This is a genomic window from Martelella mediterranea, from assembly GCF_021021415.1.
Classification (GTDB): Bacteria; Pseudomonadota; Alphaproteobacteria; order Rhizobiales; family Rhizobiaceae; genus Martelella; species Martelella mediterranea_C.
This window is the reverse complement of record NZ_JAINWJ010000009.1, coordinates 95,426-118,159: the sequence shown is the minus strand read 5'-3', so window position 1 is coordinate 118,159 and position 22,734 is coordinate 95,426. Positions and strand designations below refer to the sequence as shown.

20 protein-coding genes and 1 tRNA gene are annotated in these 22,734 nt (G+C 63.3%); 14 read left to right on the top strand and 7 right to left on the bottom strand.

Annotated features, from left to right (window positions below):
• Positions 1-129 precede the first annotated feature (129 nt).
• The 4 genes from rimP (at position 130) to infB (ending at position 5,986) form a co-directional block, all read left to right on the top strand.
• Positions 130-753, top strand: coding sequence for a ribosome maturation factor RimP (gene rimP / locus K7H91_RS07300; protein ID WP_230719537.1), 624 nt, complete (start codon positions 130-132; stop codon positions 751-753).
• An 88-nt stretch (positions 754-841) separates the two neighbouring features.
• Positions 842-2,494: a transcription termination factor NusA gene (gene nusA, locus K7H91_RS07295; protein ID WP_230719536.1), complete on the top strand. Its 1,653-nt coding sequence runs from the start codon at positions 842-844 to the stop codon at positions 2,492-2,494.
• A 32-nt stretch (positions 2,495-2,526) separates the two neighbouring features.
• Complete coding sequence (locus tag K7H91_RS07290; RefSeq protein WP_230719535.1) at positions 2,527-3,153, top strand: RNA-binding protein; 627 nt, start codon at positions 2,527-2,529, stop codon at positions 3,151-3,153.
• 100 nt (positions 3,154-3,253) lie between these two features.
• On the top strand, positions 3,254-5,986 hold the full coding sequence (infB, locus tag K7H91_RS07285) for a translation initiation factor IF-2 (RefSeq protein WP_230719534.1): 2,733 nt from the start codon (positions 3,254-3,256) through the stop codon (positions 5,984-5,986).
• A 371-nt stretch (positions 5,987-6,357) separates the two neighbouring features.
• Here the strand turns inward: infB and K7H91_RS07280 are convergent, their stop codons facing one another.
• From K7H91_RS07280 to K7H91_RS07270, 3 genes are read right to left on the bottom strand one after another with little or no spacing between them, the layout of a single operon-like run.
• On the bottom strand, positions 6,358-7,677 hold the full coding sequence (locus K7H91_RS07280) for an HlyC/CorC family transporter (RefSeq protein ID WP_230719533.1): 1,320 nt from the start codon (positions 7,675-7,677) through the stop codon (positions 6,358-6,360).
• On the bottom strand, positions 7,674-8,801 hold the full coding sequence (gene aroB / locus K7H91_RS07275) for a 3-dehydroquinate synthase (protein WP_230719532.1): 1,128 nt from the start codon (positions 8,799-8,801) through the stop codon (positions 7,674-7,676). The genes K7H91_RS07280 and aroB overlap by 4 nt, the downstream gene beginning before the upstream one ends.
• Positions 8,794-9,387: a shikimate kinase gene (locus K7H91_RS07270; RefSeq protein ID WP_230719531.1), complete on the bottom strand. Its 594-nt coding sequence runs from the start codon at positions 9,385-9,387 to the stop codon at positions 8,794-8,796. The genes aroB and K7H91_RS07270 overlap by 8 nt, the downstream gene beginning before the upstream one ends.
• A gap of 101 nt (positions 9,388-9,488) precedes the next feature.
• Between K7H91_RS07270 and xerD the strand changes: the two genes are divergently transcribed.
• From xerD to K7H91_RS07250, 4 genes are all read left to right on the top strand, one after another.
• Positions 9,489-10,427 (top strand): site-specific tyrosine recombinase XerD, encoded by a 939-nt coding sequence (gene xerD, locus K7H91_RS07265; RefSeq protein ID WP_269066058.1) that lies wholly within the window; start codon positions 9,489-9,491, stop codon positions 10,425-10,427.
• Between the two features lie 74 nt (positions 10,428-10,501).
• Positions 10,502-11,455, top strand: coding sequence for an acetyl-CoA carboxylase carboxyltransferase subunit alpha (locus K7H91_RS07260; protein WP_230719530.1), 954 nt, complete (start codon positions 10,502-10,504; stop codon positions 11,453-11,455).
• Positions 11,456-11,597: 142 nt separating this feature from the next.
• Positions 11,598-12,803 carry a L,D-transpeptidase family protein gene (locus K7H91_RS07255; protein ID WP_230719529.1) on the top strand — a complete coding sequence of 402 codons (1,206 nt, stop codon included), beginning with the start codon at positions 11,598-11,600 and terminating at the stop codon, positions 12,801-12,803.
• Positions 12,800-13,042 carry a sulfurtransferase TusA family protein gene (locus tag K7H91_RS07250; RefSeq protein WP_230719528.1) on the top strand — a complete coding sequence of 81 codons (243 nt, stop codon included), beginning with the start codon at positions 12,800-12,802 and terminating at the stop codon, positions 13,040-13,042. Before K7H91_RS07255 ends, K7H91_RS07250 begins: the two co-directional genes overlap by 4 nt.
• 6 nt (positions 13,043-13,048) lie before the next feature.
• Here the strand turns inward: K7H91_RS07250 and K7H91_RS07245 are convergent, their stop codons facing one another.
• Positions 13,049-14,137, bottom strand: coding sequence for a CobW family GTP-binding protein (locus K7H91_RS07245; protein WP_230719527.1), 1,089 nt, complete (start codon positions 14,135-14,137; stop codon positions 13,049-13,051).
• A gap of 8 nt (positions 14,138-14,145) precedes the next feature.
• Complete coding sequence (locus K7H91_RS07240; protein WP_230719526.1) at positions 14,146-15,234, bottom strand: D-alanyl-D-alanine carboxypeptidase family protein; 1,089 nt, start codon at positions 15,232-15,234, stop codon at positions 14,146-14,148.
• Positions 15,235-15,425: 191 nt separating this feature from the next.
• Here K7H91_RS07240 and K7H91_RS07235 point away from each other — a divergent pair, with 191 nt between their 5' ends.
• The 6 genes from K7H91_RS07235 to K7H91_RS07210 all read left to right on the top strand — a co-directional run bounded on the left by K7H91_RS07235 (position 15,426) and on the right by K7H91_RS07210 (position 21,465).
• Positions 15,426-16,589: a M20 aminoacylase family protein gene (locus K7H91_RS07235; RefSeq protein ID WP_230719525.1), complete on the top strand. Its 1,164-nt coding sequence runs from the start codon at positions 15,426-15,428 to the stop codon at positions 16,587-16,589.
• Positions 16,590-16,657: 68 nt separating this feature from the next.
• Positions 16,658-16,734, top strand: a tRNA-Arg gene (locus K7H91_RS07230).
• A 173-nt stretch (positions 16,735-16,907) separates the two neighbouring features.
• Positions 16,908-17,177 (top strand): 30S ribosomal protein S15, encoded by a 270-nt coding sequence (gene rpsO / locus K7H91_RS07225; protein ID WP_230719524.1) that lies wholly within the window; start codon positions 16,908-16,910, stop codon positions 17,175-17,177.
• 273 nt (positions 17,178-17,450) lie between these two features.
• The gene (gene pnp / locus K7H91_RS07220; RefSeq protein WP_230719523.1) at positions 17,451-19,589 is read left to right on the top strand and encodes a polyribonucleotide nucleotidyltransferase; all 2,139 of its coding nucleotides are present in this window, start codon (positions 17,451-17,453) and stop codon (positions 19,587-19,589) included.
• A gap of 476 nt (positions 19,590-20,065) precedes the next feature.
• The gene (locus tag K7H91_RS07215) at positions 20,066-21,073 is read left to right on the top strand and encodes a class I SAM-dependent methyltransferase (RefSeq protein WP_230719522.1); all 1,008 of its coding nucleotides are present in this window, start codon (positions 20,066-20,068) and stop codon (positions 21,071-21,073) included.
• A complete protein-coding gene (locus tag K7H91_RS07210; RefSeq protein WP_230719521.1) occupies positions 21,070-21,465 on the top strand; it encodes a bleomycin resistance protein in 396 nt (131 codons plus the stop codon). Before K7H91_RS07215 ends, K7H91_RS07210 begins: the two co-directional genes overlap by 4 nt.
• 21 nt (positions 21,466-21,486) lie before the next feature.
• Here the strand turns inward: K7H91_RS07210 and K7H91_RS07205 are convergent, their stop codons facing one another.
• A complete protein-coding gene (locus tag K7H91_RS07205) occupies positions 21,487-21,693 on the bottom strand; it encodes a DUF1737 domain-containing protein (RefSeq protein ID WP_230719520.1) in 207 nt (68 codons plus the stop codon).
• The gene (locus tag K7H91_RS07200) at positions 21,690-22,598 is read right to left on the bottom strand and encodes an HpcH/HpaI aldolase/citrate lyase family protein (RefSeq protein ID WP_230719519.1); all 909 of its coding nucleotides are present in this window, start codon (positions 22,596-22,598) and stop codon (positions 21,690-21,692) included. The genes K7H91_RS07205 and K7H91_RS07200 overlap by 4 nt, the downstream gene beginning before the upstream one ends.
• Positions 22,599-22,734 lie beyond the last annotated feature (136 nt).

Genomic DNA, 22,734 nt, shown 5'->3' with positions numbered 1-22,734 from the left:
CCCTTCGTGGGGTTATCTAGGGCTCAAATTCTTGATCGTCAGATGAAGAGTGGGGCCGCACGGACCCGCTCTTTTTTGTTTGGCGCGGCCGCCAGGCGCCGGGAGCCTGATGGGACAGATTTGAGGAACATGGCTGACAAGGTGAGAGAAGAACGGCTGATTATCGAAACCGGCGTCGAGAAGCGGATTGCCGACATGCTCGAACCCGTTTTGGAGGATATCGGTTTCAAGCTGGTGCGGGTCAATCTCTCCGGCCAGAACGGGCTGACGCTGCAGATCATGGCCGAGCGTTTCGACGGCACGATGACGGTGGAGGACTGCGAGGAAGTGTCCAAGGCGGTCTCGCCGGTGCTCGACGTCGAAGACCCGATCGACCGCGCCTATCACCTGGAAATCTCCTCGCCCGGCATCGACCGGCCGATGGTGCGCAAGTCCGATTTCTACCGCTGGAAGGGGCATCTGCTGAAATGCGAGACCTCGGTGCTGATCGGTGAGCGCAAGCGCTTTCGCGGCCGCATCGTCGAGGCCGACAATGACGGCTTTACGATTCTTCGCGACGGCGTGGCCTATGGCGAGCCGAATGAAGTGACGATCCCGTTTTCGGCGCTTTCCGATGCCAAGCTGATCCTGACGGACGAACTGATCCGCGATGCGCTGAAGGCCGACAAGCTGGCCAAGGAAAAGGCCGCCAACGAAAACGACGAAGACAATGGTGTCGAAGACAACGGCGCGGAAGACACCGAAGAGAATTGAACACCGCTTGACCGCTGCTTCTAACGCGCGGGCGTGACGATAATTTCGCGAAGCCTTGAGGCTCGCAGACAAGAATGGAGACAGGAACATGGCAGTAAGTGCGAACCGGCTGGAACTGTTGCAGATCGCCGACGCGGTGGCGCGGGAAAAATCGATCGATCGCGAGATCGTCCTGACCGCCATGGCTGACGCCATCCAGAAGGCGGCCAAGTCGCGCTACGGGTCGGAAACCAATATCCGCGCCGACATCAATCCGAAGACCGGCGAAATCCACCTGCAGCGCCTGCTGGAAGTGGTCGAGGAAGCCGAGGATTACAGCACCCAGATCCCGCTGGCGCTGGCGTTGGACCGCAACCCGGAAGCCAAGCTCGGCGATTTCATCGCCGATCCGCTGCCGCCGATGGATTTCGGCCGCATCGCCGCCCAGTCGGCCAAGCAGGTTATCGTGCAGAAGGTGCGGGAAGCCGAGCGCGATCGCCAGTTCGATGAATACAAGGATCGCATCGGCGAGATCGTCAACGGCACGGTCAAGCGTGTCGAGTACGGCAATGTCATCGTTGATCTCGGCCGCGGCGAGGCGATCATCCGTCGCGACGAAATGATCCCGCGCGAAGTGCCGCGCTATGGCGACCGCATTCGCGCCTATGTCTATGATGTGCGCCGCGAGCAGCGCGGTCCGCAGATTTTCCTGTCGCGCACCCATCCGCAGTTCATGGTCAAGCTGTTTGCCATGGAAGTGCCGGAAATCTACGACGGCATCATCACCATCAAGTCGGTCGCCCGCGACCCCGGCTCGCGCGCCAAGATCGCCGTGATCTCCTCTGATTCGTCGATTGATCCGGTCGGCGCCTGCGTCGGCATGCGCGGTAGCCGCGTCCAAGCCGTCGTCGGCGAGCTTCAGGGCGAGAAGATCGACATCATTCCGTGGTCGGAAGACCCGGCCTCCTTCATCGTCAACGCGCTGCAGCCGGCCGAAGTCGCCAAGGTGGTCCTGGACGAGGATGCCGAGCGCATCGACGTCGTGGTGCCGGACGACCAGCTTTCGCTGGCGATCGGCCGTCGCGGCCAGAATGTCCGTCTCGCCTCGCAGCTCACCGGCTGGGACATCGACATCATGACGGAGAACGAGGAATCGGAGCGCCGCCAGAAAGAATTCAACGAGCGTTCGCAGCTGTTCATGGATGCGCTCGACGTCGACGAGATGGTCGGTCAGGTGCTGGCCTCGGAAGGCTTCGCGGCCATCGAGGAACTGGCCTATGTCGATCTCGACGAAATTTCCTCGATCGAGGGCTTCGACGAGGAAACCGCGCAGGAAATCCAGATGCGCGCCCGCGAGCATCTGGAACGCCTCGAGGCCGAGCTTGACGAGAAGCGCCGCGAACTCGGCGTTTCCGACGATCTGCGTCAGATCGACGGTATGACGCTGGCGATGATGGTGGCGCTCGGCGAGGACGACATCAAGACGATGGAAGACTTTGCCGGTTGCGCCGCCGACGATCTGATCGGCTGGACCGAGCGTCAGAACGGCCAGACCAAGCGTTTCGATGGTACGCTGTCGTCCTTCGCGCTGTCGCGCGTCGAGGCGGAAAACATGATCATGCAGGCGCGTCTGGCCATCGGCTGGATCACCGAGGAAGACCTCGCCGCCGACCTTCCGGAAGAAGAGGAAGGCGAGGGCGAGGCCGAGGGGGCCGAGGAGCCTGCGGATGATGATCTGAGCGGCGTATTCTCGAAGTCGTGACCTCGCCCCGCAAAGCGGCCGAGGCTGAGGCGATGAGCGAGCGCACCTGCATCGTGACCCGCAAGGCCGGCGATCCGGATGAGCTCATCCGGTTTGTCGCCGGCCCCGACGGGCAGGTTGTGCCGGACCTGAAGCGCGCGCTTCCCGGCCGCGGCTGCTGGGTCGTTGCGGAGCGCTGGGCCGTCGACAAGGCGGCCGCCAAGGGCATGTTTTCCCGGGCGCTGAAACAGAAGGTTCAGGCCGCCGACGATCTCGGCGCGATGGTTGACATGTTGATGGCGCGCCAGTTGGCGGGTATGATCAACATGGCGATCAAGGCGGGGGAATTCGTGACGGGCTCGGCCAAGGTCGATCTTGCGATCAGAAGCGGCGCGGCGATCGCCGTTTTTCATTCCGCCGATGCCGCCCCCGATGGCGTTCGCAAGCTGGACCAGGCCCGCACGGCCTTCATGCATCAAAGCGAGGCCGATGCGCCGGTGCCGGCGCTCAGACCCTTCAATGCGGACGAAATCGGCACTCTTTTGCATGAGAATGCGTTTAAACACGCCGCAGTGCTTGCGGGAAAGGCCGGTGAGGGTGTAGTGAAGCGCGCAATGATACTTCAAAGGTACCGGGCAGATGCCCGAACCGAAGGAAAAGCCGCGATGACGAACACATGACGACGTCACGGAAGTTGGCCGGACGCCAGAATATGAATTTTTAGGGCGGGCATACTGTCTCCGATCGGAGGCGGTTCCCGCGCCAAGGAACGGGAACCGAATGACGGACAGTAAAGACGACAAGACACTCGACAATGAAGGCAAGAAGACGCTTAAGCTTAAGCCGTCGGGTGTGAGCCAGGGCACCGTGCGCCAGGATATGGGCCGCGGTCGCAGCAAGGCGGTCGTGGTGGAAACACGCAAACGCCGGATCCACAAGCCCGGCGAAGACACTTCAAATGCAGCCTCGACATCGCGCGGGCCGACCTCTCCGAGCGGCCAGCCGCGCGTTAGCGAGACCCGCCGCAATGACGACCGGCCGACGCACCAGCCGAAGGGCCAGCCCTCGCGGCCGGGTGCGCAGAACCGCCAGCGCGGCGGCCAGCCGGATCGCGGTAACGCTGACCGTGGCGGCCAGAACCGCCAGCGCGGCAATGTGCTGCACGATCTTTCCCAGGGTGAGATGGATGCCCGCCGCCGCGCGCTGGTAATGGCCCAGCAGCGCGAGGCCGAGGACGCCGAACGCCGCAAGCGCGAAGCCGAAGAGGCCCGCATTGCCGAGGAAAAGGCAAAGCGCGAGGCCGAGGAAAAGGCCAAGCGCGAAGCCGAAGAGGCCAAGGCCCGCGCCGCGGAGCCGGCGCCCGCCGCCGAGGAAACGCCGGCCGAGGCCGAAGCGCCGGTTGTGCCCGATCTGCCGCCGGGCGAAGACGCCAAGCCGAGCCGGACCGCGCAGCGTCCGCGCCCCGCCGCGCGCACGACCGAAGATGATGATGACGCGGCGCGCGGTCGCAAGCCCCGTCGCGAAGGCGAGAGCGAAGGCGGCCCGGCGCGCGGCAAGGCGCTGCGCCCCGATACCGCGCCGAAGCCCGCATCGCGCCCGAAGGGCACCGGCGAGCGCCGTCGCGGCAAGCTGACCGTAACCGCGGTTACCGGCGACGACGAGGGCGGCAGCCAGCGCGGCCGTTCGCTTTCGGCGATGCGCCGGCGCCAGGAAAAGATGCGTCGCGCCCATTCGCAGGAACCGCGTGAAAAGGTTCTGCGCGAGGTCATTCTGCCGGAAACCATCACCATTCAGGAACTGTCGCAGCGCATGTCCGAACGCTCGGTCGATGTGATCAAGTACCTGATGAAGGAAGGGCAGATGATGAAGCCCGGCGACGTGATCGATGCCGATCTCGCCGAGCTGATCGCCACCGAATTCGGCCACACCGTCAAGCGTGTTGCCGAATCGGACGTGGAAGAAGGCATTTTCGACGTCAAGGATGACGAGGGCGATCTGGAGCCGCGCGCCCCGGTCGTGACCATCATGGGCCACGTCGACCACGGCAAGACCTCGCTGCTCGATGCCATCCGCCATGCCAATGTGGTCTCCGGCGAAGCCGGCGGCATCACCCAGCATATCGGCGCCTATCAGGTCGAGCAGGACGGTCAGAAGATCACCTTCATCGACACGCCCGGCCACGCCGCCTTTACGGCGATGCGCGCCCGCGGCGCGGAGGTGACCGACATCGCCATTCTCGTGGTGGCGGCGGACGACAGCGTCATGCCGCAGACGATCGAATCGATCAATCACGCCAAGGCTGCCGGCGTGCCGATCATTGTTGCCATCAACAAGATCGACAAGCCCGCCGCCGATGCCCAGAAGGTGCGCACCGAACTGCTTCAGCACGAAGTGTTCGTCGAAACCATGGGCGGTGAAACGCTGGAAGTCGAGGTCTCCGCCAAGACCGGCAAGAACCTCGACAAGCTGCTGGAAGCGATCCTGCTGCAGGCCGAACTTCTCGACCTCAAGGCCAATGCCGACCGCACCGCCGAGGGCGTCGTGATCGAGGCCCAGCTCGACCGTGGCCGTGGTTCGGTCGCGACCGTTCTGGTGCAGAAGGGCACGCTGAAGCCCGGCCAGATCGTGGTTGCCGGCGATCAGTGGGGGCGCGTGCGCGCGCTCGTCAACGATCGCGGCGAACATGTGAAGGAAGCCGGACCGTCGATGCCGGTCGAGATCCTCGGCCTCAGCGGCACGCCCGCTGCCGGCGATCGCTTCGCCGTCGTTGAAAACGAAGGCAAGGCCCGCGAGGTTTCCGAATACCGCCAGCGGCTCGCCCGCGACAAGGCGGCGGCCCGCCAGTCGGGTTCGCGCGGCTCGCTCGAACAGATGATGAGCCAGTTGCAGGATACCGGGCTGAAGGAATTCCCGCTGCTGATCAAGGGCGACGTGCAGGGCTCGGTCGAGGCGATCGCTGCGGCGCTCGAAAAGCTCGGGACCGACGAAGTGCGCGCCCGGATCGTCCATGCGGCGGCAGGCGGCATCACCGAGTCGGATATCTCCCTTGCGGAAGCCTCCAATGCGGCGATCATCGGCTTCAATGTCCGCGCCAACGCGCAGGCTCGCCGGCTTGCCGAGCAGGAAGGCATCGAGATCCGCTACTACAACATCATCTACGATCTGGTGGATGACGTGAAGTCGGCGATGTCGGGTCTTCTGTCGCCGGAACGGCGCGAGACCTTCCTCGGCAATGCGGAGATCCTCGAGGTCTTCAACATTTCGAAGGTCGGCAAGGTCGCGGGTTGCCGCGTCACCGAAGGCCGCATGGAGCGCGGCGCCGGCGTCCGCCTTGTCCGCGACAATGTGGTCATCCATGAGGGCAAGCTGAAGACGCTGAAGCGGTTCAAGGACGAAGTCTCCGAAGTGCCGGTCGGCCAGGAATGCGGCATGGCCTTCGAGAACTACGAAGACATCCGCGCCGGCGACGTCATCGAAGCCTTCCGCGTCGAGCACGTCACACGCACGCTCTGATTTTCAGGGCACAACGGAAATCGAAAGGGCCGGCAGCGATGCCGGCCTTTTGCTTGTTGTGGATGGTCGTTTTGCGGTTGCCGCTTTGGCGGAGTGTGTCGTGCGAAGAGCAGGGCAGCCCACAATCTCTCCCCTTGAGGGAGAGATGCCCCGACAGGGGCAGAGAGGGGGGAACCCTATTCTGAGAGCACGGCGTCTGCGGCTTATGCCCGATACCCCTCTCTGTCGCTTTCGCGACATCTCCCCCTCAAGGGGGGAGATTGGGAACGGTGGGGCCTCAGGTGGGGGGAAGCCTCGTGATTCGGCGTTTTTCGTTCAAAGGCAGGCAGTTCGCCGGCCAGCGCCTCATACCCAATGCCCGTTTCGCCCCATCACTCCGCCGGCGGCGTGGCGGTGGCTGCGGCGCCGAGCGGGCGGATGCGCAGTTTGGTGATGCGGTTCTTTTCGCGTTTCATCACGATGAAGCGCTTGCCGTAGAAGGTGAAGGACTGGCGCTCCTCGGGGATGGTCTGGCTTTCGTGGATGACGAGGCCGGCAATGGTGGTCGCTTCCTCGTCGGGCAGGTTCCAGTCGAGCGCGCGGTTGAGGTCGCGGATCGGGACCGTGCCGTCGACCACGATCGAGCCGTCGGCCTCCTGCTGCACGCCCGAGATTTCCAGATCGTGCTCGTCGGCGATATCGCCCACGATTTCCTCCAGAATATCCTCCAGCGTGACGATGCCCTGCACCTCGCCATATTCGTCGACCACCACCGCGATATGCACCTTGCGGCGCAGAAACGCGTTGAGCTGGTCCTTCAGATTGGTGCTGTCGGGCACGAACCAGGGCTTTTGCGAGACCTTGACGATGTCGATGGTCGATGGCGCTGCATGCGGTTCGGCGAGCGCACGCGAAAGATCCTTCGAATGGATGACGCCGATGATGTTGTCGATCGAGCCGCGCCACACCGGAAGCCGTGTATAGGGGCTTTCGAGTACGGTCTTGACGGCCTGTTCCGGCGCGTCATCGGCATTGACCGCGCGCATGGCGGTGCGGTGGATCATCACGTCGGAGACTTCGAGCTCGCCGAGATCGAGCACGCCGCCGAGGCGGTCGCGGTCGGCCTTGATCACCGAGCCCTCACGGTGGAGCAGATCGACCGCGCCGCGCAGCTCCTCATGCGCGGTCAGCATTTCCGTGCCCTTGGTCAGCGTCACGCCGAAGACGCGCAGGATGCCGCGCACCACGATGTTGACGAGGCTCGAAAGCGGGCCGACCACCAGAACGAACAGCCGAACGAAGGGCGACACCACAAGCGCGAACCGGTCGGTGGCCGAGATCGCCCAGCTTTTCGGCAGCACTTCGGCGAAGATCACCAGAAGCGTCGTCATGATCAGCGTCGCATAGGCCACCCCACTGTCGCCGAAAATGCTCAGGAACAGCGTGGTCGTCAGCGACGAGGCCAGAATGTTGACGAGGTTGTTGCCGATCAGAAGCGCGCCGATCAGACGGTCGCGCCGGGCGATCATGGCGTTGACGAAGCCGGCGCGGCGGTCGCCCTGCTGCTCGAGCGTGTGCATGCGCGCCCGCGAGACGGCGGTCAGCGCCGTTTCCGAACCGGAGAAAAAGGCCGAGACGACGATCAGGGCGAAAATGATCGCCATGGTGAGGCCGTAGTCGGAGAAGAATTGCGAAATATCGCCTGTGGTCATTGCGGATGTTTTTCCGTCAGAAACGCCAGAACCTCGGAGGGCGGCACGTCATCTGCGATGAAGGCTTCTCCGATGCCGCGGGTGAGAATGAAGGTCAGCTTGCCGCCCTTCACCTTTTTGTCCTGGCCGATGGCATCCAGCATTATATCAGGCGGGGGCAGGTCCCCGTCAATATCGGCGAGCGATGTCGGCAGGCCCGCTTCCTTCAGATGCGCCGCCACGCGCTTGGCGTCGTCCGGGCTTGCGAGGTTCATGCGCGCGGAAAACTCGTGCGCCAGCACCATGCCGATCGCCACGCCCTCGCCGTGGACCAGCCGGGCGCTGTCGTAACCGGTGGCCTTTTCCAGCGCGTGGCCGAAGGTGTGGCCGAGGTTCAGCAGCGCGCGCCGGCCGTTTTCGCGCTCGTCGGCGGCAACGACGGCGGCCTTGGCCGCGCAGCTTTGCGCGATCGCCTCGATCCGGGCACCACCGCCGGCAAACACAGCCTCGCGGTGCTTTTCCAGCCAGTGGAAGAAGTCCGGCTGGTCGATCAGCCCGTATTTGACGACTTCGGCATAGCCCGCGGCAAATTCGCGCGGGCTCAGCGTATCGAGCACGGCGGTGTCGGCCAGCACCAGATCGGGCTGGTGGAAGGCGCCGATCAGGTTCTTGCCGTGGCGCGAATTGATGCCGGTCTTGCCGCCGACGGAACTGTCGACCTGGGCCAGCAGCGAGGTCGGCACCTGGATGAAGCGCACGCCGCGCCGGGCGATGGCGGCGGCAAAGCCGGTGAGGTCGCCGATCACGCCGCCGCCAAGCGCGATCACCGCGTCGGAGCGCTCGATCCGGGCCTCAAGGATGAAGTCGACCACGGCGGTGAGGTTGTCGAAGCTCTTGGTCTTCTCGCCGGCCGCAAGCGTCATCGAAAAGGTCTCGATGCCGTCGGTCTGCAGGCTTTCGACGAGCGTATCGAGGTAGAGCGGCGCGACATTGACGTCGGAGACGATCGCGACCTTGCGGCAGTCAAGCCGCGCGAGCGTCTCGCCGCCGGCGCTGGTCAGAAGGTCCGGGCCGATCAGGATGTCATAGCTGCGGTCTGCGAGATCGACGCGGACGATCCGCTTGTCGGATACGCTTTCAGTCATGGGAATATTTTCCTTCATCAACGGCGGCGAGCGCCTTCAGCACATCGCGCATCACAGCTTCCTTTCGGACATTGCGGGAGTGGACGGTGATATCGGCTTCTCCATAGACCGGATAGCGCTTGTCCATCAAATCCTTGAGCGTCTGCTTCGGGTTCTCGGTTTTCAAAAGCGGGCGGGTCTGGCGGCGCTTGACCCGGTCCCACAATGTCTCGAGGTCGGCCTTCAGCCACAGCGACAGGCCGGAACGGGCGATCAGTTCGCGGTTCACCGGGTTGATGAACGCGCCGCCCCCGGTGGAGACGATCGCCGGCCCCTCCGCCAGCACGCGCTCGATCACCCTTGTTTCGAGCGCGCGGAATTCCGGCTCGCCATAGGCCGCAAAAATATCGGCGATCGACATCTGGGCGGCGGATTCGATTTCGTGGTCGGTGTCGATATAGGGCAGGCCGAGCTGGGCGGCGACGAGCTTGCCGATCGCGCTCTTGCCGGCGCCCATCAGGCCGACCAGGATCAGATTGCGCCCGGCAAGGCCGGCAATCGCCTTTTGCCGCAGTCCCGCGCCGCCGGTATCTTGTTTTACGTTCATAGCGTGCCCATTCTTGTCCTGCCACGTATCGGCAAATGCCGTGATGGCGTCAAGGCGAAGGGCGCCGAATTCCGGTTTCGGACAACAGGGAGTTAACCGCATTGGATCTTTCCGGCGCCCATATCGAGGCGTTCATCGAAATGCTGAGCGCGGAGCGGGGGGCGGCCGTCAATACGCTTGCCGCCTATCAGCGCGATCTCGACGACTATCGCGATTTCATGATCGACCGCGGGATTGCGGTCGATGACGCGGCTTCCGGCGATGTTTCGGCCTATCTCGCGGACCTTGCAAAACGCGGCTTTGCGGCCAGTTCCCAGGCAAGGCGGCTTTCGGCGCTGAAGCAGTTCTATCAGTTTCTCTATGCGGAAGGTCTGCGCGGCGACGATCCGACCGGCGTCATCGATGCGCCGAAAAAGGCGCGGCCGCTGCCGAAAACCCTATCGGTCGCCGATGTCGACCGGCTGCTGGACCAGGCGGCGGCGGAGGCCAGCGCCCCCGGTCCACAGCATTTTGAAAAGCTGCGCATGAGCGCGCTTTTGGAAACGCTTTATGCCAGCGGCATGCGGGTTTCCGAACTGGTGACGCTGCCGGCGAGCGTGATGAAGAAGAGGGAGCGGTTTCTGACGGTGCGCGGCAAGGGCAACAAGGAGCGCGCCGTGCCGCTGTCGCGCCGCGCGCTGGAGGCGCTTGTCGCCTTCGATGCCGAGCGGCAGAAGGCAGCGGGCGACGACGAGAACCCCTATCTGTTCGCCTCGAGAGGCGCTGCCGGGCATTTGTCGCGCCAGGTCTTCGCGCGCGACCTGAAAGGCTTGGCTGCGCGGGCGGGGCTTAGGACCACCGCGATCTCGCCGCATGTGCTGCGCCATGCCTTCGCCAGCCACCTGCTGCAGAACGGCGCGGACCTGCGCGCGGTGCAGGAAATGCTCGGCCATGCCGATATCTCGACCACCCAAATCTACACCCATGTGCTGGAAGAAAGGCTCCGGGAACTGGTGGAAATGCATCACCCCCTTGCAAAAGAGGCCAAAAAACGGGATTAAGCGGCACAATATTGTAAGTGGAAGCCCGAGAACGCGGTTCCGGGCGCGGCGGAAAACCCAGGGAAATTGCGACAATGTACAGCTATCTCGATTTCGAAAGGCCGATCTCCGACCTGGAGGCCAAGATTATCGAGCTGAAGAAACTGGCCGACGACGGCGAGAGCATCGACACGTCGGAAGAGATCGCGCGTCTGGAAACCCGCGTCAGCGAAGCGATGACCGACATCTACGGCAAGCTTTCGCCATGGCAGAAGGCGCAAGTTGCCCGCCACCCCCAGCGCCCGCACTTTCTCGACTACGCAAAGCGGTTGTTCACCGAGTTCACCACGATCGCCGGCGACCGCAATTTCGGCGAGGACGCGGCGATCCAGGCGGGCCTTGCCCGGTTCCGCGGACGCCCGGTCGCCGTCATCGGCGAGGAAAAGGGCCACGACACCAAGAGCCGGCTGAAGCACAATTTCGGCATGCCCCGGCCGGAAGGCTACCGCAAGGCGATCCGCCTGATGGAGCTTGCCGACCGCTTCAACCTGCCGGTGATCTCGATCGTCGACACGCAGGGCGCCTATCCGGGCGTCGGCGCCGAAGAGCGCGGTCAGGCCGAGGCGATCGCGCGCTCGACCCAGATGTGTCTGAGGCTCGGCGTGCCGATGATCACGCTGGTGATCGGCGAGGGCATGTCGGGCGGCGCGATCGCGATTGCGGCGGCCAACCGGGTCTATATGCTGGAGCACGCGATCTATTCGGTGATTTCACCGGAAGGCGCGGCCTCGATCCTGTGGCGCGATTCCGCCCGGGCCAAGGAAGCGGCCACCAACATGAAGATCACCGCGCAGGATCTGAAGGGGTTCGGCATCGTCGAGGAGATCATCCCAGAGCCGGTCGGCGGCGCGCATCGCCATGCCGACACCGTGATCGATGCTTCGGGTGACCAGATCGCCGAGGGGCTGGCGGAGTTTGAAGGCAAGTCTTCCGAGGAAATCCGCAATATGCGCCGCCAGAAATTCCTCGCCATCGGCCGCAATCTCTGAGGGCTGCGCGCTCTTGCCGGGTTGCCGCCAGCGGGGCGGAAAGAAAGAGTTAACGCTTTCTTGAAGTTTGACTGTGCATTATGGTGCCACTCAGCGGCGGGCGACCGTTGCGTTTGAAGGCAAAATCCGGCAGGTTCTATCCATGCGCTTGACTGTACTGGCCCCGATAATGTTCGCCGCTGTGGCGCTGACGGGCTGCAACAGCTTTTTTGACAGTACCGACTTCTCCTCCGTGCAGGAGAAGATGAACTATTCTTTGCCGTCTTCCATGGTGGCGAAGATGAGCAAGTACGACATGGCCAAGAACGCGCCGATCACGATCCGGATTTTCAAGGAAGAGGGCGTTCTCGAAATCTGGAAGCAGAAGCGCGACGGCACCTATGGCGAACTCGAGACCTACGAGATCTGCGCCTGGTCCGGCAAGCTCGGCCCGAAGAAGAAGGAGGGCGACCGTCAGGCGCCCGAGGGCTTCTATCCGCTCTCCAAGGGTCTTCTGAACCCCTATTCGCAATATTTCCTGGCGATCAATACCGGCTATCCAAACCGCTATGACCGCGCCAACCAGTTCACCGGCTCCGACCTGATGATCCACGGCGCCTGCTCCTCGCGCGGCTGCTATTCGATGACCGACGAGCAGATACTGGAAATCTTCGCCTTCGCGCGCGATGCCTTTTCCGGCGGCCAGCAGGCGATCATGCTGCAGGCCTATCCGTTCCGCATGACCGCGGAGAACATGGTGCGCCACCGCTATAACGAGAACTATCCCTTCTGGCAGATGCTGAAGGAAGGCTACGACTATTTCGACGTGACCCACAAGATTCCGGACGTCGATGTCTGCGGCGGCGAATATCTGTTCAACAAGGACCCGGTCAATGGCGGCGATGTCGCCTCCGATCGCGCCTGCCCGGTCATGGCGTCCAATCTTACCGCCCAGGACAAGATGGCGCTGGCTCAGAACCAGAGCGACTATCAGAAGCAATTCGCCAAGGCGCTCGCGGAGAACGACGACAAGGTCTGGATCGATCCGAGCGAAGCGGAACGCAAGGCCATCGTCGCCGATCTGCGCGAGGACCCGACCGATGCGCTTTACCAGCCCACCGGTTCCTCGCTGGAAGCCGGCCGCTTCGTGACCGTGGAACAGTACCGGATCTCGAAATACGGCCCTCTGGAAACGCCGGAAGATGTCGCTTCCGAAATCGATACCGTCACCCAGACGGCCGCGATCCCGGATGTTCCGGAGGTGCCGGTTTCCTCTGCGGTGCCGATCCCCGAGCCAAGCCCGATGGCGGCCTATGCCGAGCCGGAGCAGCCCACGAAAGGCGACAGGCCTTTCTGGAAATTCTGGTGAGCGACGGCTTCGTGCCGCAGTCCTTCCATTATGATCTGAAGGGGCTGAAATGCCCGCTGCCGGCGTTGAAGACCGGCAAGCGCCTGGCCGAGCTTGCGCCCGGAAGCCTGCTGACGGTGGAGACCACCGACCCGCTCGCCGTGATCGACATACCTCATCTCTGCCAGCAGGACGGCCACCGGCTCATTGAAAGCATGGCGACCGAAAGCGGTCATCGTTTCGTGATTGAACGGTCGTGAATTCGATCAGCGCTTGAAGCCGAAGGCCGCAAGCGGGTTGTCCTCGAGCGCCGCCCGGTCCGGTCGGTCGACCGCCGGCTGGTCCAGGAAGCTTGCGAAGAGGTCGCGCACCGCCTTCTCGCCGAGGTCCGCGCCAATCACGACGATCCGCGTTTCAGGCGCGCTGTCCTCCGGCCAGCCGGCGAGATAACGCGACGGATAGACCGTGGCGCCGACGCCGTGGATCACAAGCGGTCGGGGCTCGCCGGCAATCGCCACGATCCCCTTGACCCGCAGGATATGCTCGCCGTGTTCGCGGGCAAGGCGATGCTGGAAGGCTTCGATGACCTGTCGCGACGGGAGCGCGCCCGCAAGAAGCGCGAAGGCGCGGATATGCTCGTCATGGCGATTGACGTCGTGATGGTGGTGATCGTGGCCGGTTTCGGCCGCCCGCAGCCATTCGCCGACTCGCGGCGATTTGCGCGCCGGATCGAACAGGCCTGCGACCAGGAGATGGGGATTGGCGGCCATCGGCGTCGCGCCATCGACGATTTCGGCGGTCGGATTGATGGCGGCGAGCCGTTCGGCAAAGCTTGCCGCGATTTCGGCGGAGACGAGATCGGTCTTGGTGATGACGAGGCGATCGGCAACGGCGACCTGGCGGGCGGCCTCGTCATGGCGTTCCAGCGTCGCGATCCCGGTCACCGCGTCCACCAGGGTCACCACGCCGTCGACCGAAAAGGCGGCGGCGATCGCCGGATGCGCCATGATCGCCATCAGCACGGGAACCGGATCGGCAAGGCCGGTGGTTTCGATGATCACCCGGTTGACCGGTTTGATCCTGCCGGTCTGCATCCGGTCGAGCAGGTCGGCGAGCGTGTCGATCAGTTCGCCGCGCACGGTGCAGCACAGGCATCCATTGGCAAGCTCGATGACCGAATCGCCGGAGCGTTCGACCAGGAGATGGTCGATGCCGACCTCCCCGAACTCGTTGATGATCACGGCGGCATCGGCCAGCGCCGGATCAGCGAGAAGGCGGTTCAGAAGCGTCGATTTGCCCGCGCCGAGAAAGCCGGTGACGATCGAGACGGGGATGGGATGCGATGGCTGATACATTCTGGCTTCTATTGCTCGGGCCGGGCATAGGGCAGCGGCACATAGGTAAGATTGTCGAGCGCGCCCGCCACGGTTTCGGTGTCGTTGGGCAGGCGGAAAGCGTCGATGGTCGCGTATTCCTTCGGCAGCGGCTTCAGATAGGGCGACTTGAAGATGTAATTGCCGTCTTCATCGCGGATATCGCCGCGATCCTCCACGGCCTGCGCGCTGCAGACCTCGTTGGTGATGTCGGCAACGGGGCGGTCCGGAGCGGGCGGCGGCAGATAGCTCGAAAGCTCCGGCCCGGAGCGATCGTTGGACGTCAGCCCGGCCTGCAGCAGCTCGGCGGCCTTGTCGGCGCGCGCGGGCACACTGTTGGCGCCGAAGGCGACGGCGATCACCTCGCGGCCGCCGCGCTTGGCCGATGAGACCTGATTATAGCCCGAGGCGCAGACGAAGCCGGTCTTCATCCCGGTGGCGCCGTCGAAATTGCCGACCAGCAGATTGGTGTTGCGGTATTTTCCGCTGTCGGCCGCAATGCCGGGGATGGTGAAATAATACTGGTATTCCGGAAAGTCGCGGCTCATGGCAAGCGCCAGCACAGCCATGTCGCGCGCGGTGGTATATTGGCCGGTCTGCGGATTGGCCATCGAGGTCATGCCGTTGGCATTGACGAAATGGGTGTCGACCATGCCGAGCTCCGCGGCCTTGGCGTTCATGCGCGCGATGAAGGCGTCGCGCCCGCCGATCGCGGCGTCGGCCACGGCATGGGCGGCGTCATTGGCCGAATGCACCAGCATCATCTTCAGCGCATTGTCGACCGTCACGCGCGTGCCGGGGGCGAAATACATCTTCGAGGCGGGCTCGTTGGCGGCGGCGGCGGAAAAGGTGATCGCCGCGCGCGGATCGAGCCGTCCCGATTTCATGTCCTCGAACACCAGATAGGCCGTCATCAGCTTGGTGAGGGACGCCGGATACCATTTCTTGAACGGCTCATTGGCAAACAGCACGCGCCCGGTTTTCGCATCGACCACGATATAGGGATGAGCGAGCGCCGCCGCGCCGGCGGAGACCAGCGTTGCGAGCACTATTCCGGCGCACAGCACAGCGGCGGCCATCCTCCGACCAAGGTGCCGGGTTGTCGATTTCGTCCTGGCGATTTGAAACACGGTAGCTCTCTCTACTTGCCTGTCGGCTGCTATCGATATACCCCTTGAAGGGCTCGTCTTCTTGATGCGGACACGTTTTGATCCCACTTAATATTAGCGTGTTTTACAACGAATTTTGCAAAAATGCAGGGGTATCATTAATGCCGGTGCTGAACTACGCCGCCGAACTCCAAAGTCAAGCGACCGAATGGCGCCATCACCTTCATCGGCATCCGGAACTTCTCTACGACGTCGAGGCGACGGCGGGCTTCATAGCAGAACAATTGCGGCAGTTCGGTGTCGACGAGGTCGTTGAAGGCATCGGGCGCACCGGGCTTGTCGGCGTCATCCATGGCCGGGCGGGCGAGGGGCGCACGATCGGCTTGCGCGCCGACATGGATGCCTTGCCCATCAGTGAGAAAACCGGCCGTCCGTGGGCCTCGATGGTTCCCGGCAAGATGCATGCCTGCGGCCATGACGGTCATATGGCGATGCTGCTGGGGGCTGCGAAATACCTCGCCGAGACGCGGAATTTCAGGGGTAGGGTCATCGTGATCTTCCAGCCGGCGGAAGAGGGCGGCGGTGGCGGCAAGGCGATGATCGAGGACGGGCTGATGGACCGGTTCTCGATTGCCGAGGTCTACGGCATGCATAATTTCCCGGGCCTTCCGGTCGGCGAATTCGCGATCCGGCCCGGCCCGATCATGGCGGCGACCGACGAGTTCCGGATCCTGATCCGGGGCAGGGGCGGGCACGCGGCCCAGCCGCACACGACCATAGATCCGGTCGTGATCGGCAGCCAGATCGTCGGCGCGCTGCAGACCATCGTCTCGCGCAGCGCTGATCCGGTGGGCGCGCTGGTGGTCTCGGTGACTGAGTTTCATGCGGGCTTTGCCCATAACGTCATTCCTTCGGAGGCCGAACTCGGCGGCACGGTGCGCTCGTTTACGCCGGAAAACCGCGACATGGCGGAGCAGCGGCTCACGGCCATCGCCGAAGGTCTTGCCGCCGCCCAGGGCGGCGAGGCCGTGGTGACATACACCCGCAACTATCCCCCGACGGTCAATCACGAGGAAGAGACGCGCCATGCCGCGGATGCGGCGATCGCGGTCGCGGGGCCTGAGGCGGTTAACACCGCGGTTGAGCCCTGGACGGCGGCGGAGGATTTTTCCTACATGCTGGAGGCAAGGCCCGGCGCCTTCATCATGCTCGGCAATGGCGACAGCGCCGGCCTGCACAATCCGGACTATGATTTCAACGACGAGGCGCTCGCCCACGGCATTTCCTACTGGGTCCGTCTTGCCGAAGCCCGCCTCGCCGCCTGAGCCATGGCTGCCGCAAAGCAAAAACAGGGCTTTTCATCGGAGCCCCGCTTTTGTATGGAGAGGCGAGTGGTCCCGTAGCTCAGCAGGATAGAGCATCAGATTCCTAATCTGAGGGTCGCGCGTTCGAATCGCGCCGGGATCACCATTTTTCAGTTTTAGCGTCTCATGAGTCGTGCGCAAAGCGACACTCGACATTACGCTCTGTTTGGCCTATATGGGCGCCAGCATTGAGATAGATGCGCATGAATGGCCCCTGCTGGACGACATCCCGGCCCGGGCGACTTGAAACACCCTCATTTCTTAAAGAAAGGATGACCGATGTCGATTACTGCTGAACGCAAGGCAGAGCTGATCAAGGAATTCGCAACCAAGGAAGGCGACACCGGTTCGCCCGAAGTTCAGGTTGCCATCCTGACCGAACGGATCACCAACCTGACCGAGCACTTCAAGGACCACAAGAAGGACAACCATTCCCGCCGTGGTCTGCTGACGCTGGTTTCGACCCGTCGTTCGCTGCTTGACTATCTGAAGCGCATCGATGAAAGCCGCTATACGAGCCTTATCGGCCGTCTCGGCATTCGCCGCTAAGCTTTATCCGGCGGGCGTTTGCGCCCGCCGGTTCCATTTGCGCTGACAAGCGCCGGTTTTGCGCCGTGGCGGGCGCTGGATCAGAAGACGCGGCCCCGGAACGTCCGGCGCCGCATGCCGAAACGGACCTGTCATGGGGCAGGATTGCAGGCTGCTTCGCCACCGGAAGCAGCACGTTGTCTTGCCCGTGACGTGTCGAACGAAACGTGACGCCGTGATTTCGCCTTTCCTTCGGGTAAGAGCGGGATCACAGCATTTGTTAAAGGACAAGACATGTTCAACTCCCACAAAGTGGAAATCGAGTGGGCCGGCCGCACGCTCACGCTTGAGACCGGCAAGGTTGCCCGTCAGGCTGACGGCGCGGTTCTGGCCACCTATGGCGAAACCGTCGTTCTGGCCACCGTTGTCTCCGCCAAGGAGCCGACGCCGGGCCGGGACTTCTTCCCGCTGACCGTCAACTACCAGGAAAAAACCTTCGCCGCCGGCCGGATTCCGGGCGGCTATTTCAAGCGTGAAGGCCGTCCGAGCGAAAACGAGACCCTCGTTTCCCGCCTGATCGACCGTCCGATCCGTCCGCTGTTCCCGGAAGGCTACAAGAACGACACTCAGGTGGTGGTCACTGTTCTCCAGCACGACCTTGAGAACAATCCCGACGTTCTGGCGATGGTCGCGACCTCCGCCGCTCTGACGCTTTCCGGCGTTCCGTTCATGGGCCCGATCGCCGGCGCGCGCGTCGGTTACATCAACGGCGAATATGTACTGAACCCCCATGTCGACGAAATGCCCGAAACCGCGCTTGACCTGATCGTCGCCGGTACGGGCGATGCGGTGCTGATGGTTGAATCGGAAGCCCAGGAGCTTCCCGAAGACGTCATGCTCGGCGCCGTCATGTTTGGCCACAAGGGCTTCCAGCCGGTGATCGACGCGATCATCAAGCTTGCCGAAGTCGCCGCCAAGGAGCCGCGCGAATTCGAGCCGGAAGATCATTCCGCCCTTGAAAACGACATGCTCTCCTTCATCGAAAACGAGCTGCGCGACGCCTACAAGATCACCGAAAAGGCCGCCCGCTACGCCGCCGTCGACGCCTGCAAGGCCAAGGTGAAGGAGCGCTACGCCCCGGCCGAAGGCGAGGAAGCCAAGTACACGGCGGAAGAAATCGGCGCGGTGTTCAAGCACCTCCAGGCCAAGATCGTCCGCTGGAACATTCTCGACACCAAGAGCCGCATCGACGGCCGCGATCTCGAGACCGTCCGTCCGATCGTCTCGGAAGTCGGCATCCTGCCGCGCACTCATGGTTCGGCGCTGTTCACCCGCGGCGAAACCCAGGCGCTGGTCGTCGCCACGCTCGGCACCGGCGAGGACGAGCAGTATGTCGATGCCCTGACCGGCATGTACAAGGAACGCTTCCTGCTGCACTACAACTTCCCGCCCTATTCGGTGGGTGAGACCGGCCGCATGGGTTCCCCGGGCCGTCGCGAAATCGGCCACGGCAAGCTCGCATGGCGCGCTATCCGCCCGATGCTGCCGACGGTGGAGCAGTTCCCCTACACGCTGCGCATCGTTTCCGAGATCACCGAATCCAACGGTTCGTCCTCGATGGCGACCGTCTGCGGCACCTCGCTGGCGCTGATGGATGCGGGCGTTCCGCTGGCCAAGCCGGTTGCCGGCATCGCCATGGGCCTGATCCTCGAAGGCGAACGCTTCGCGGTTCTCTCCGACATTCTCGGTGACGAGGACCACCTCGGCGACATGGACTTCAAGGTCGCCGGCACGTCCGACGGCATCACCTCGCTGCAGATGGACATCAAGATCGCCGGCATTACCGAGGAGATCATGAAGGTCGCGCTCGGCCAGGCTCAGGGTGGCCGCAAGCACATTCTCGGCGAAATGGCCAAGGCCATCACCGAGGGTCGCGAGCAGCTCGGCGAATACGCACCGCGTATCGAGATGATGACCATCGCCGTCGACAAGATCCGCGACGTTATCGGTTCGGGCGGCAAGGTCATCCGCGAGATCGTCGAGAAGACCGGCGCCAAGATCAACATTGAGGACGATGGCACGATCAAGATCGCTTCTTCTTCCGGCAAGGAAATCGAAGCGGCCAAGAAGTGGATCCACTCGATCGTCGACGAGCCGGAGCTGAACGCGATCTACGAGGGCACGGTCGTCAAGACCGCCGATTTCGGCGCTTTCGTGAACTTCTTCGGCCCGCGCGACGGTCTCGTCCACATCTCGCAGCTCGCCGCCGAGCGCGTTGCCAAGACCACCGACGTGGTCAAGGAAGGCGACAAGGTCTGGGTCAAGCTCATCGGCTTCGATGAGCGCGGCAAGGTCAAGCTGTCGATGAAGGTCGTCGACCAGGAAACCGGCAAGGAAATCGAGCGCAAGCCGAAGTCCGACGCCGCCGAGTAAGGCTGGCCTGAGTGGTGGTGGGTTTGCCCTGTAGAGGGGCGTCCGGTTCTTTCCGCGTCTCCTAGCCCACGGCCGTCATGCTCGGGCTTGTCCCGAGCATCTAACCACCTTTCCTGCGGGAGGAGTGGCGTTTTGGCTCGGCCTTTTCCGTGCCGCTCACGCCAGTTGTGCGGTTACGTGCTTAGATCCTCGGGTCAAGCCCGAGGATGACGCCAGAGAGGGTGGACGGGCTGCAGCTTGGCTCAAGCGCAGACGCGTCCGCTCAATCTCCCCCCTTGAGGGGGAGATGTCGCGAAAGCGACAGAGAGGGGTAATGGGCATAAGCCCGTTACTCCGCATTTGCCGATAGGGTTCACCCCTCTCTGCCCCTGTCGGGGCATCTCTCCCTCAAGGGGAGAGATTGAGGGAGAGAGCCGCAAGGCATTCATTTTCAGGCGTGAGCAGCTATCGCTCGCGCCTTTTTCACAGGTAGAATCATGGCTCGCGAGACGCTGAAAACCATTTTCCATCCCTTCGAAAGCGGCACCATCGCCATGCCGGAGGCTGGGCGTTGTCTGTTTCTGGGCGCCGAGCCCGGTTACCGGGTGCCGGAGGGCTTTGGCGCGGCGATCGAGGCGGTGCAGCCCTATCGCCCGCATTTCATCGGGCTGGAGCGCGCGCATGCCGATGTCGCGCCGGAGGCGGGCGAGGGGCCTTATGACCTGACGCTTATCCTGCTCACCAAGCATCGCGGCGAGAACGAGAACCGGATCGCGGAAGCGCTCGCAAAGACAGTGCCCGGCGGCTTCATCGTGATCGCGGGCACCAAGGAGGAAGGCATCCAGTCGCTGAGGAAGCGGCTCGGCCATCTGTTTTCCGATCTCGAATCGATGCCGAAATATCATGGCGTGGCGGTGTGGTTCACGCGCCCGGATGATGCCTCGGAGGCGATCGAAAAACTGACCCACCCCACGGTCGAGATCGATGGCCGGTTTACCACCGTGGCGGGCCTGTTCTCGCATGACCGGATCGACGAGGGCTCACGCATTCTTGGCGAGCGCCTGCCGGAAGATTTTTCCGGGCTGGCAGCCGATTTCGGCGCGGGCTGGGGCTATCTTTCGGCGATGCTCGCCGAACGCGCGCCGCGCGCTGAGGGCATCGATCTCTACGAGGCGGACTATCGCGCGCTGGAACGCGCCAAGGTCAATCTCGCCGGCGAACAGGGCGCGTTCCGCTATTTCTGGCAGGACCTTGCGGGCGAGAAGGTCAGGACGCGCTACGACCTGATCGTCATGAATCCGCCCTTCCACGCCGGAAAGGCGGCCGAGCCGTCGCTTGGCAAGGCGCTGATCAAGGCTGCCTGCGATGCGCTGAAGCCCGGCGGGCGACTGCTTCTGGTCGCCAATCGCGGCCTGCCCTATGAGCCGGTGCTTGGCGAGAACTGCAAGTCGAGCGGCGAGGATTATCGCAACGCCCGCTTCAAGATCCTCTGGGGCCGCAAGTGAGGTTCAACGCCATCATCCCGGAACTCGGCGTGAGGGACCTGGCGAAAAGCCTCGATTTTCACGTGGGGTTGATCGGCTTTTCGATTGCTTATCAGCGCCCGGAGGAGGGCTTTGCCTTTCTGGAGCTTGGGGCGGCGCAGCTCATGCTGGACACGATCGGCATGGGACGAAGCGTGGGGGACGCGCCGCAGAACCTTGGCGGCGGCATCAACTTCCAGCTCGAGGTTACGGATTTCGACGGCATCGTCGCGCGGCTCGCCAAGGCGAAATGGCCGCTGGTGCTTGGACCAGAGGAGCGGCGCTATCGAACGCCGAATGGCGAAAGAGGCCAGCGCCAGCTCTGGGTGCGTGACCCGGACGGATATCTGCTCAGGCCGTTTCAGCCGATCTGATCTTTCCGCCCGGGGCGCGCCTCACTGTTCGCCGAGCTTGATCGACGGGTCATATTCCTTGCCCGCGACTTCCTTCACCACGGCCTGGCCGCAATAGGTCTTGCCGAGATTGGGGTCGAAGGTCAGCGACGGCGCGCCGTGCAATTCCCAGCCCTTGTTGAGGGCGTCGGTGACACGGTGGCAGAAGGACGAATCATCCGGGCCGGTGAGGAAGCGGTAGAGTTTCATCGGGTATCCTTTGTCGATTGAATGGCGTCGACCTGCGCAAGCAGCGATCGGGCCTGCTCCAGATGCAGGCGCTCGACCATGCGGCCGTCGAGATCGATGACGTTTAGCGCTTCCGCGCCCGGCTTTGCAAATGCTTCCACGATCGCGCGCGCTTCGGCCACGGCGTCTTCCGACGGGCTGAAATGGCGGTTGGCGGCCTCGATCTGGTTCGGGTGGATCAGCATCTTGCCGTCAAACCCCATGGCCGCGCCTTCGGCGCATTCTGCTTCGTAGCCCTCCTGATCCGCGAAATCATTGTAGACGCCGTCGATGACGCGGATGCCATAGGCGCGGGCGGCAAGCACGGTCTGCATCAGCCATGGCACGAGATAGGCGCGGCCGGGCAACGGCGCTACGCCGGTTTCCGCGCGCAGATCGTTGACGCCGACAACCAGCGCCTCCAGCCGCCCGCCGGCCCGCACATCGGAAAACGCCCCGGCAATGGCCGCGGCATTGACCACGCCCTCCGGCGTCTCGATCATCGCCCAGAGCTTGATGCGCTCCGGTGCGCCGTTTCTCTTCAAAAGCGCACCCGCCGCCGCCATGTTTGCAACATTGCCGACCTTGGGCAGCAGAACGGCATCCGGCTGGCAGGCGAGCACGGTCTTCATGTCCTCGCTGCCGTCTTCGGTATCGAGCGGGTTTACCCGGATCGCGGTCACGCCCTCGGGCCGGTCCTCGCTGTAGAGCCGCTCCAGGTTCTCGCGCGCCTCGGCCTTTTTACCCGGCGCGACGGCATCCTCCAGATCGTAGATGATCGCGTCGGCCGCAAGCGCTCTCGACTTTTCCAGCGCGCGGCGGTTGATGGCGGGGACGCTCAGCAGAGAACGCCACAGTTTTATGGAAGTCATGTTTATGGAAGTCATGGCCATATTCCTGACAATTTCGGGACTCACTAGTTTTAGCAGTGCCTGAAAATGATGCTTCGCAAAGTTTTCGTACGCATTCAATGAGACAAAATGGTCGCTGCCCCTTGCGCAAAGACCACCGACGCGCCAGATT

What these genes read in the sequence shown, in the direction of transcription:
- rimP (WP_230719537.1), top strand. Translation starts at nt 130, where the DNA reads ATGGCTGACAAGGTGAGAGAAGAACGGCTGATTATCGAAACCGGCGTC.
- nusA (WP_230719536.1), top strand. Translation starts at nt 842, where the DNA reads ATGGCAGTAAGTGCGAACCGGCTGGAACTGTTGCAGATCGCCGACGCG.
- K7H91_RS07290 (WP_230719535.1), top strand. Translation starts at nt 2,527, where the DNA reads ATGAGCGAGCGCACCTGCATCGTGACCCGCAAGGCCGGCGATCCGGAT.
- infB (WP_230719534.1), top strand. Translation starts at nt 3,254, where the DNA reads ATGACGGACAGTAAAGACGACAAGACACTCGACAATGAAGGCAAGAAG.
- K7H91_RS07280 (WP_230719533.1), bottom strand. Translation starts at nt 7,677, where the DNA reads ATGACCACAGGCGATATTTCGCAATTCTTCTCCGACTACGGCCTCACC.
- aroB (WP_230719532.1), bottom strand. Translation starts at nt 8,801, where the DNA reads ATGACTGAAAGCGTATCCGACAAGCGGATCGTCCGCGTCGATCTCGCA.
- K7H91_RS07270 (WP_230719531.1), bottom strand. Translation starts at nt 9,387, where the DNA reads ATGAACGTAAAACAAGATACCGGCGGCGCGGGACTGCGGCAAAAGGCG.
- K7H91_RS07260 (WP_230719530.1), top strand. Translation starts at nt 10,502, where the DNA reads ATGTACAGCTATCTCGATTTCGAAAGGCCGATCTCCGACCTGGAGGCC.
- K7H91_RS07255 (WP_230719529.1), top strand. Translation starts at nt 11,598, where the DNA reads ATGCGCTTGACTGTACTGGCCCCGATAATGTTCGCCGCTGTGGCGCTG.
- K7H91_RS07245 (WP_230719527.1), bottom strand. Translation starts at nt 14,137, where the DNA reads ATGTATCAGCCATCGCATCCCATCCCCGTCTCGATCGTCACCGGCTTT.
- K7H91_RS07240 (WP_230719526.1), bottom strand. Translation starts at nt 15,234, where the DNA reads ATGGCCGCCGCTGTGCTGTGCGCCGGAATAGTGCTCGCAACGCTGGTC.
- K7H91_RS07235 (WP_230719525.1), top strand. Translation starts at nt 15,426, where the DNA reads ATGCCGGTGCTGAACTACGCCGCCGAACTCCAAAGTCAAGCGACCGAA.
- rpsO (WP_230719524.1), top strand. Translation starts at nt 16,908, where the DNA reads ATGTCGATTACTGCTGAACGCAAGGCAGAGCTGATCAAGGAATTCGCA.
- pnp (WP_230719523.1), top strand. Translation starts at nt 17,451, where the DNA reads ATGTTCAACTCCCACAAAGTGGAAATCGAGTGGGCCGGCCGCACGCTC.
- K7H91_RS07215 (WP_230719522.1), top strand. Translation starts at nt 20,066, where the DNA reads ATGGCTCGCGAGACGCTGAAAACCATTTTCCATCCCTTCGAAAGCGGC.
- K7H91_RS07205 (WP_230719520.1), bottom strand. Translation starts at nt 21,693, where the DNA reads ATGAAACTCTACCGCTTCCTCACCGGCCCGGATGATTCGTCCTTCTGC.
- K7H91_RS07200 (WP_230719519.1), bottom strand. Translation starts at nt 22,598, where the DNA reads ATGACTTCCATAAACATGACTTCCATAAAACTGTGGCGTTCTCTGCTG.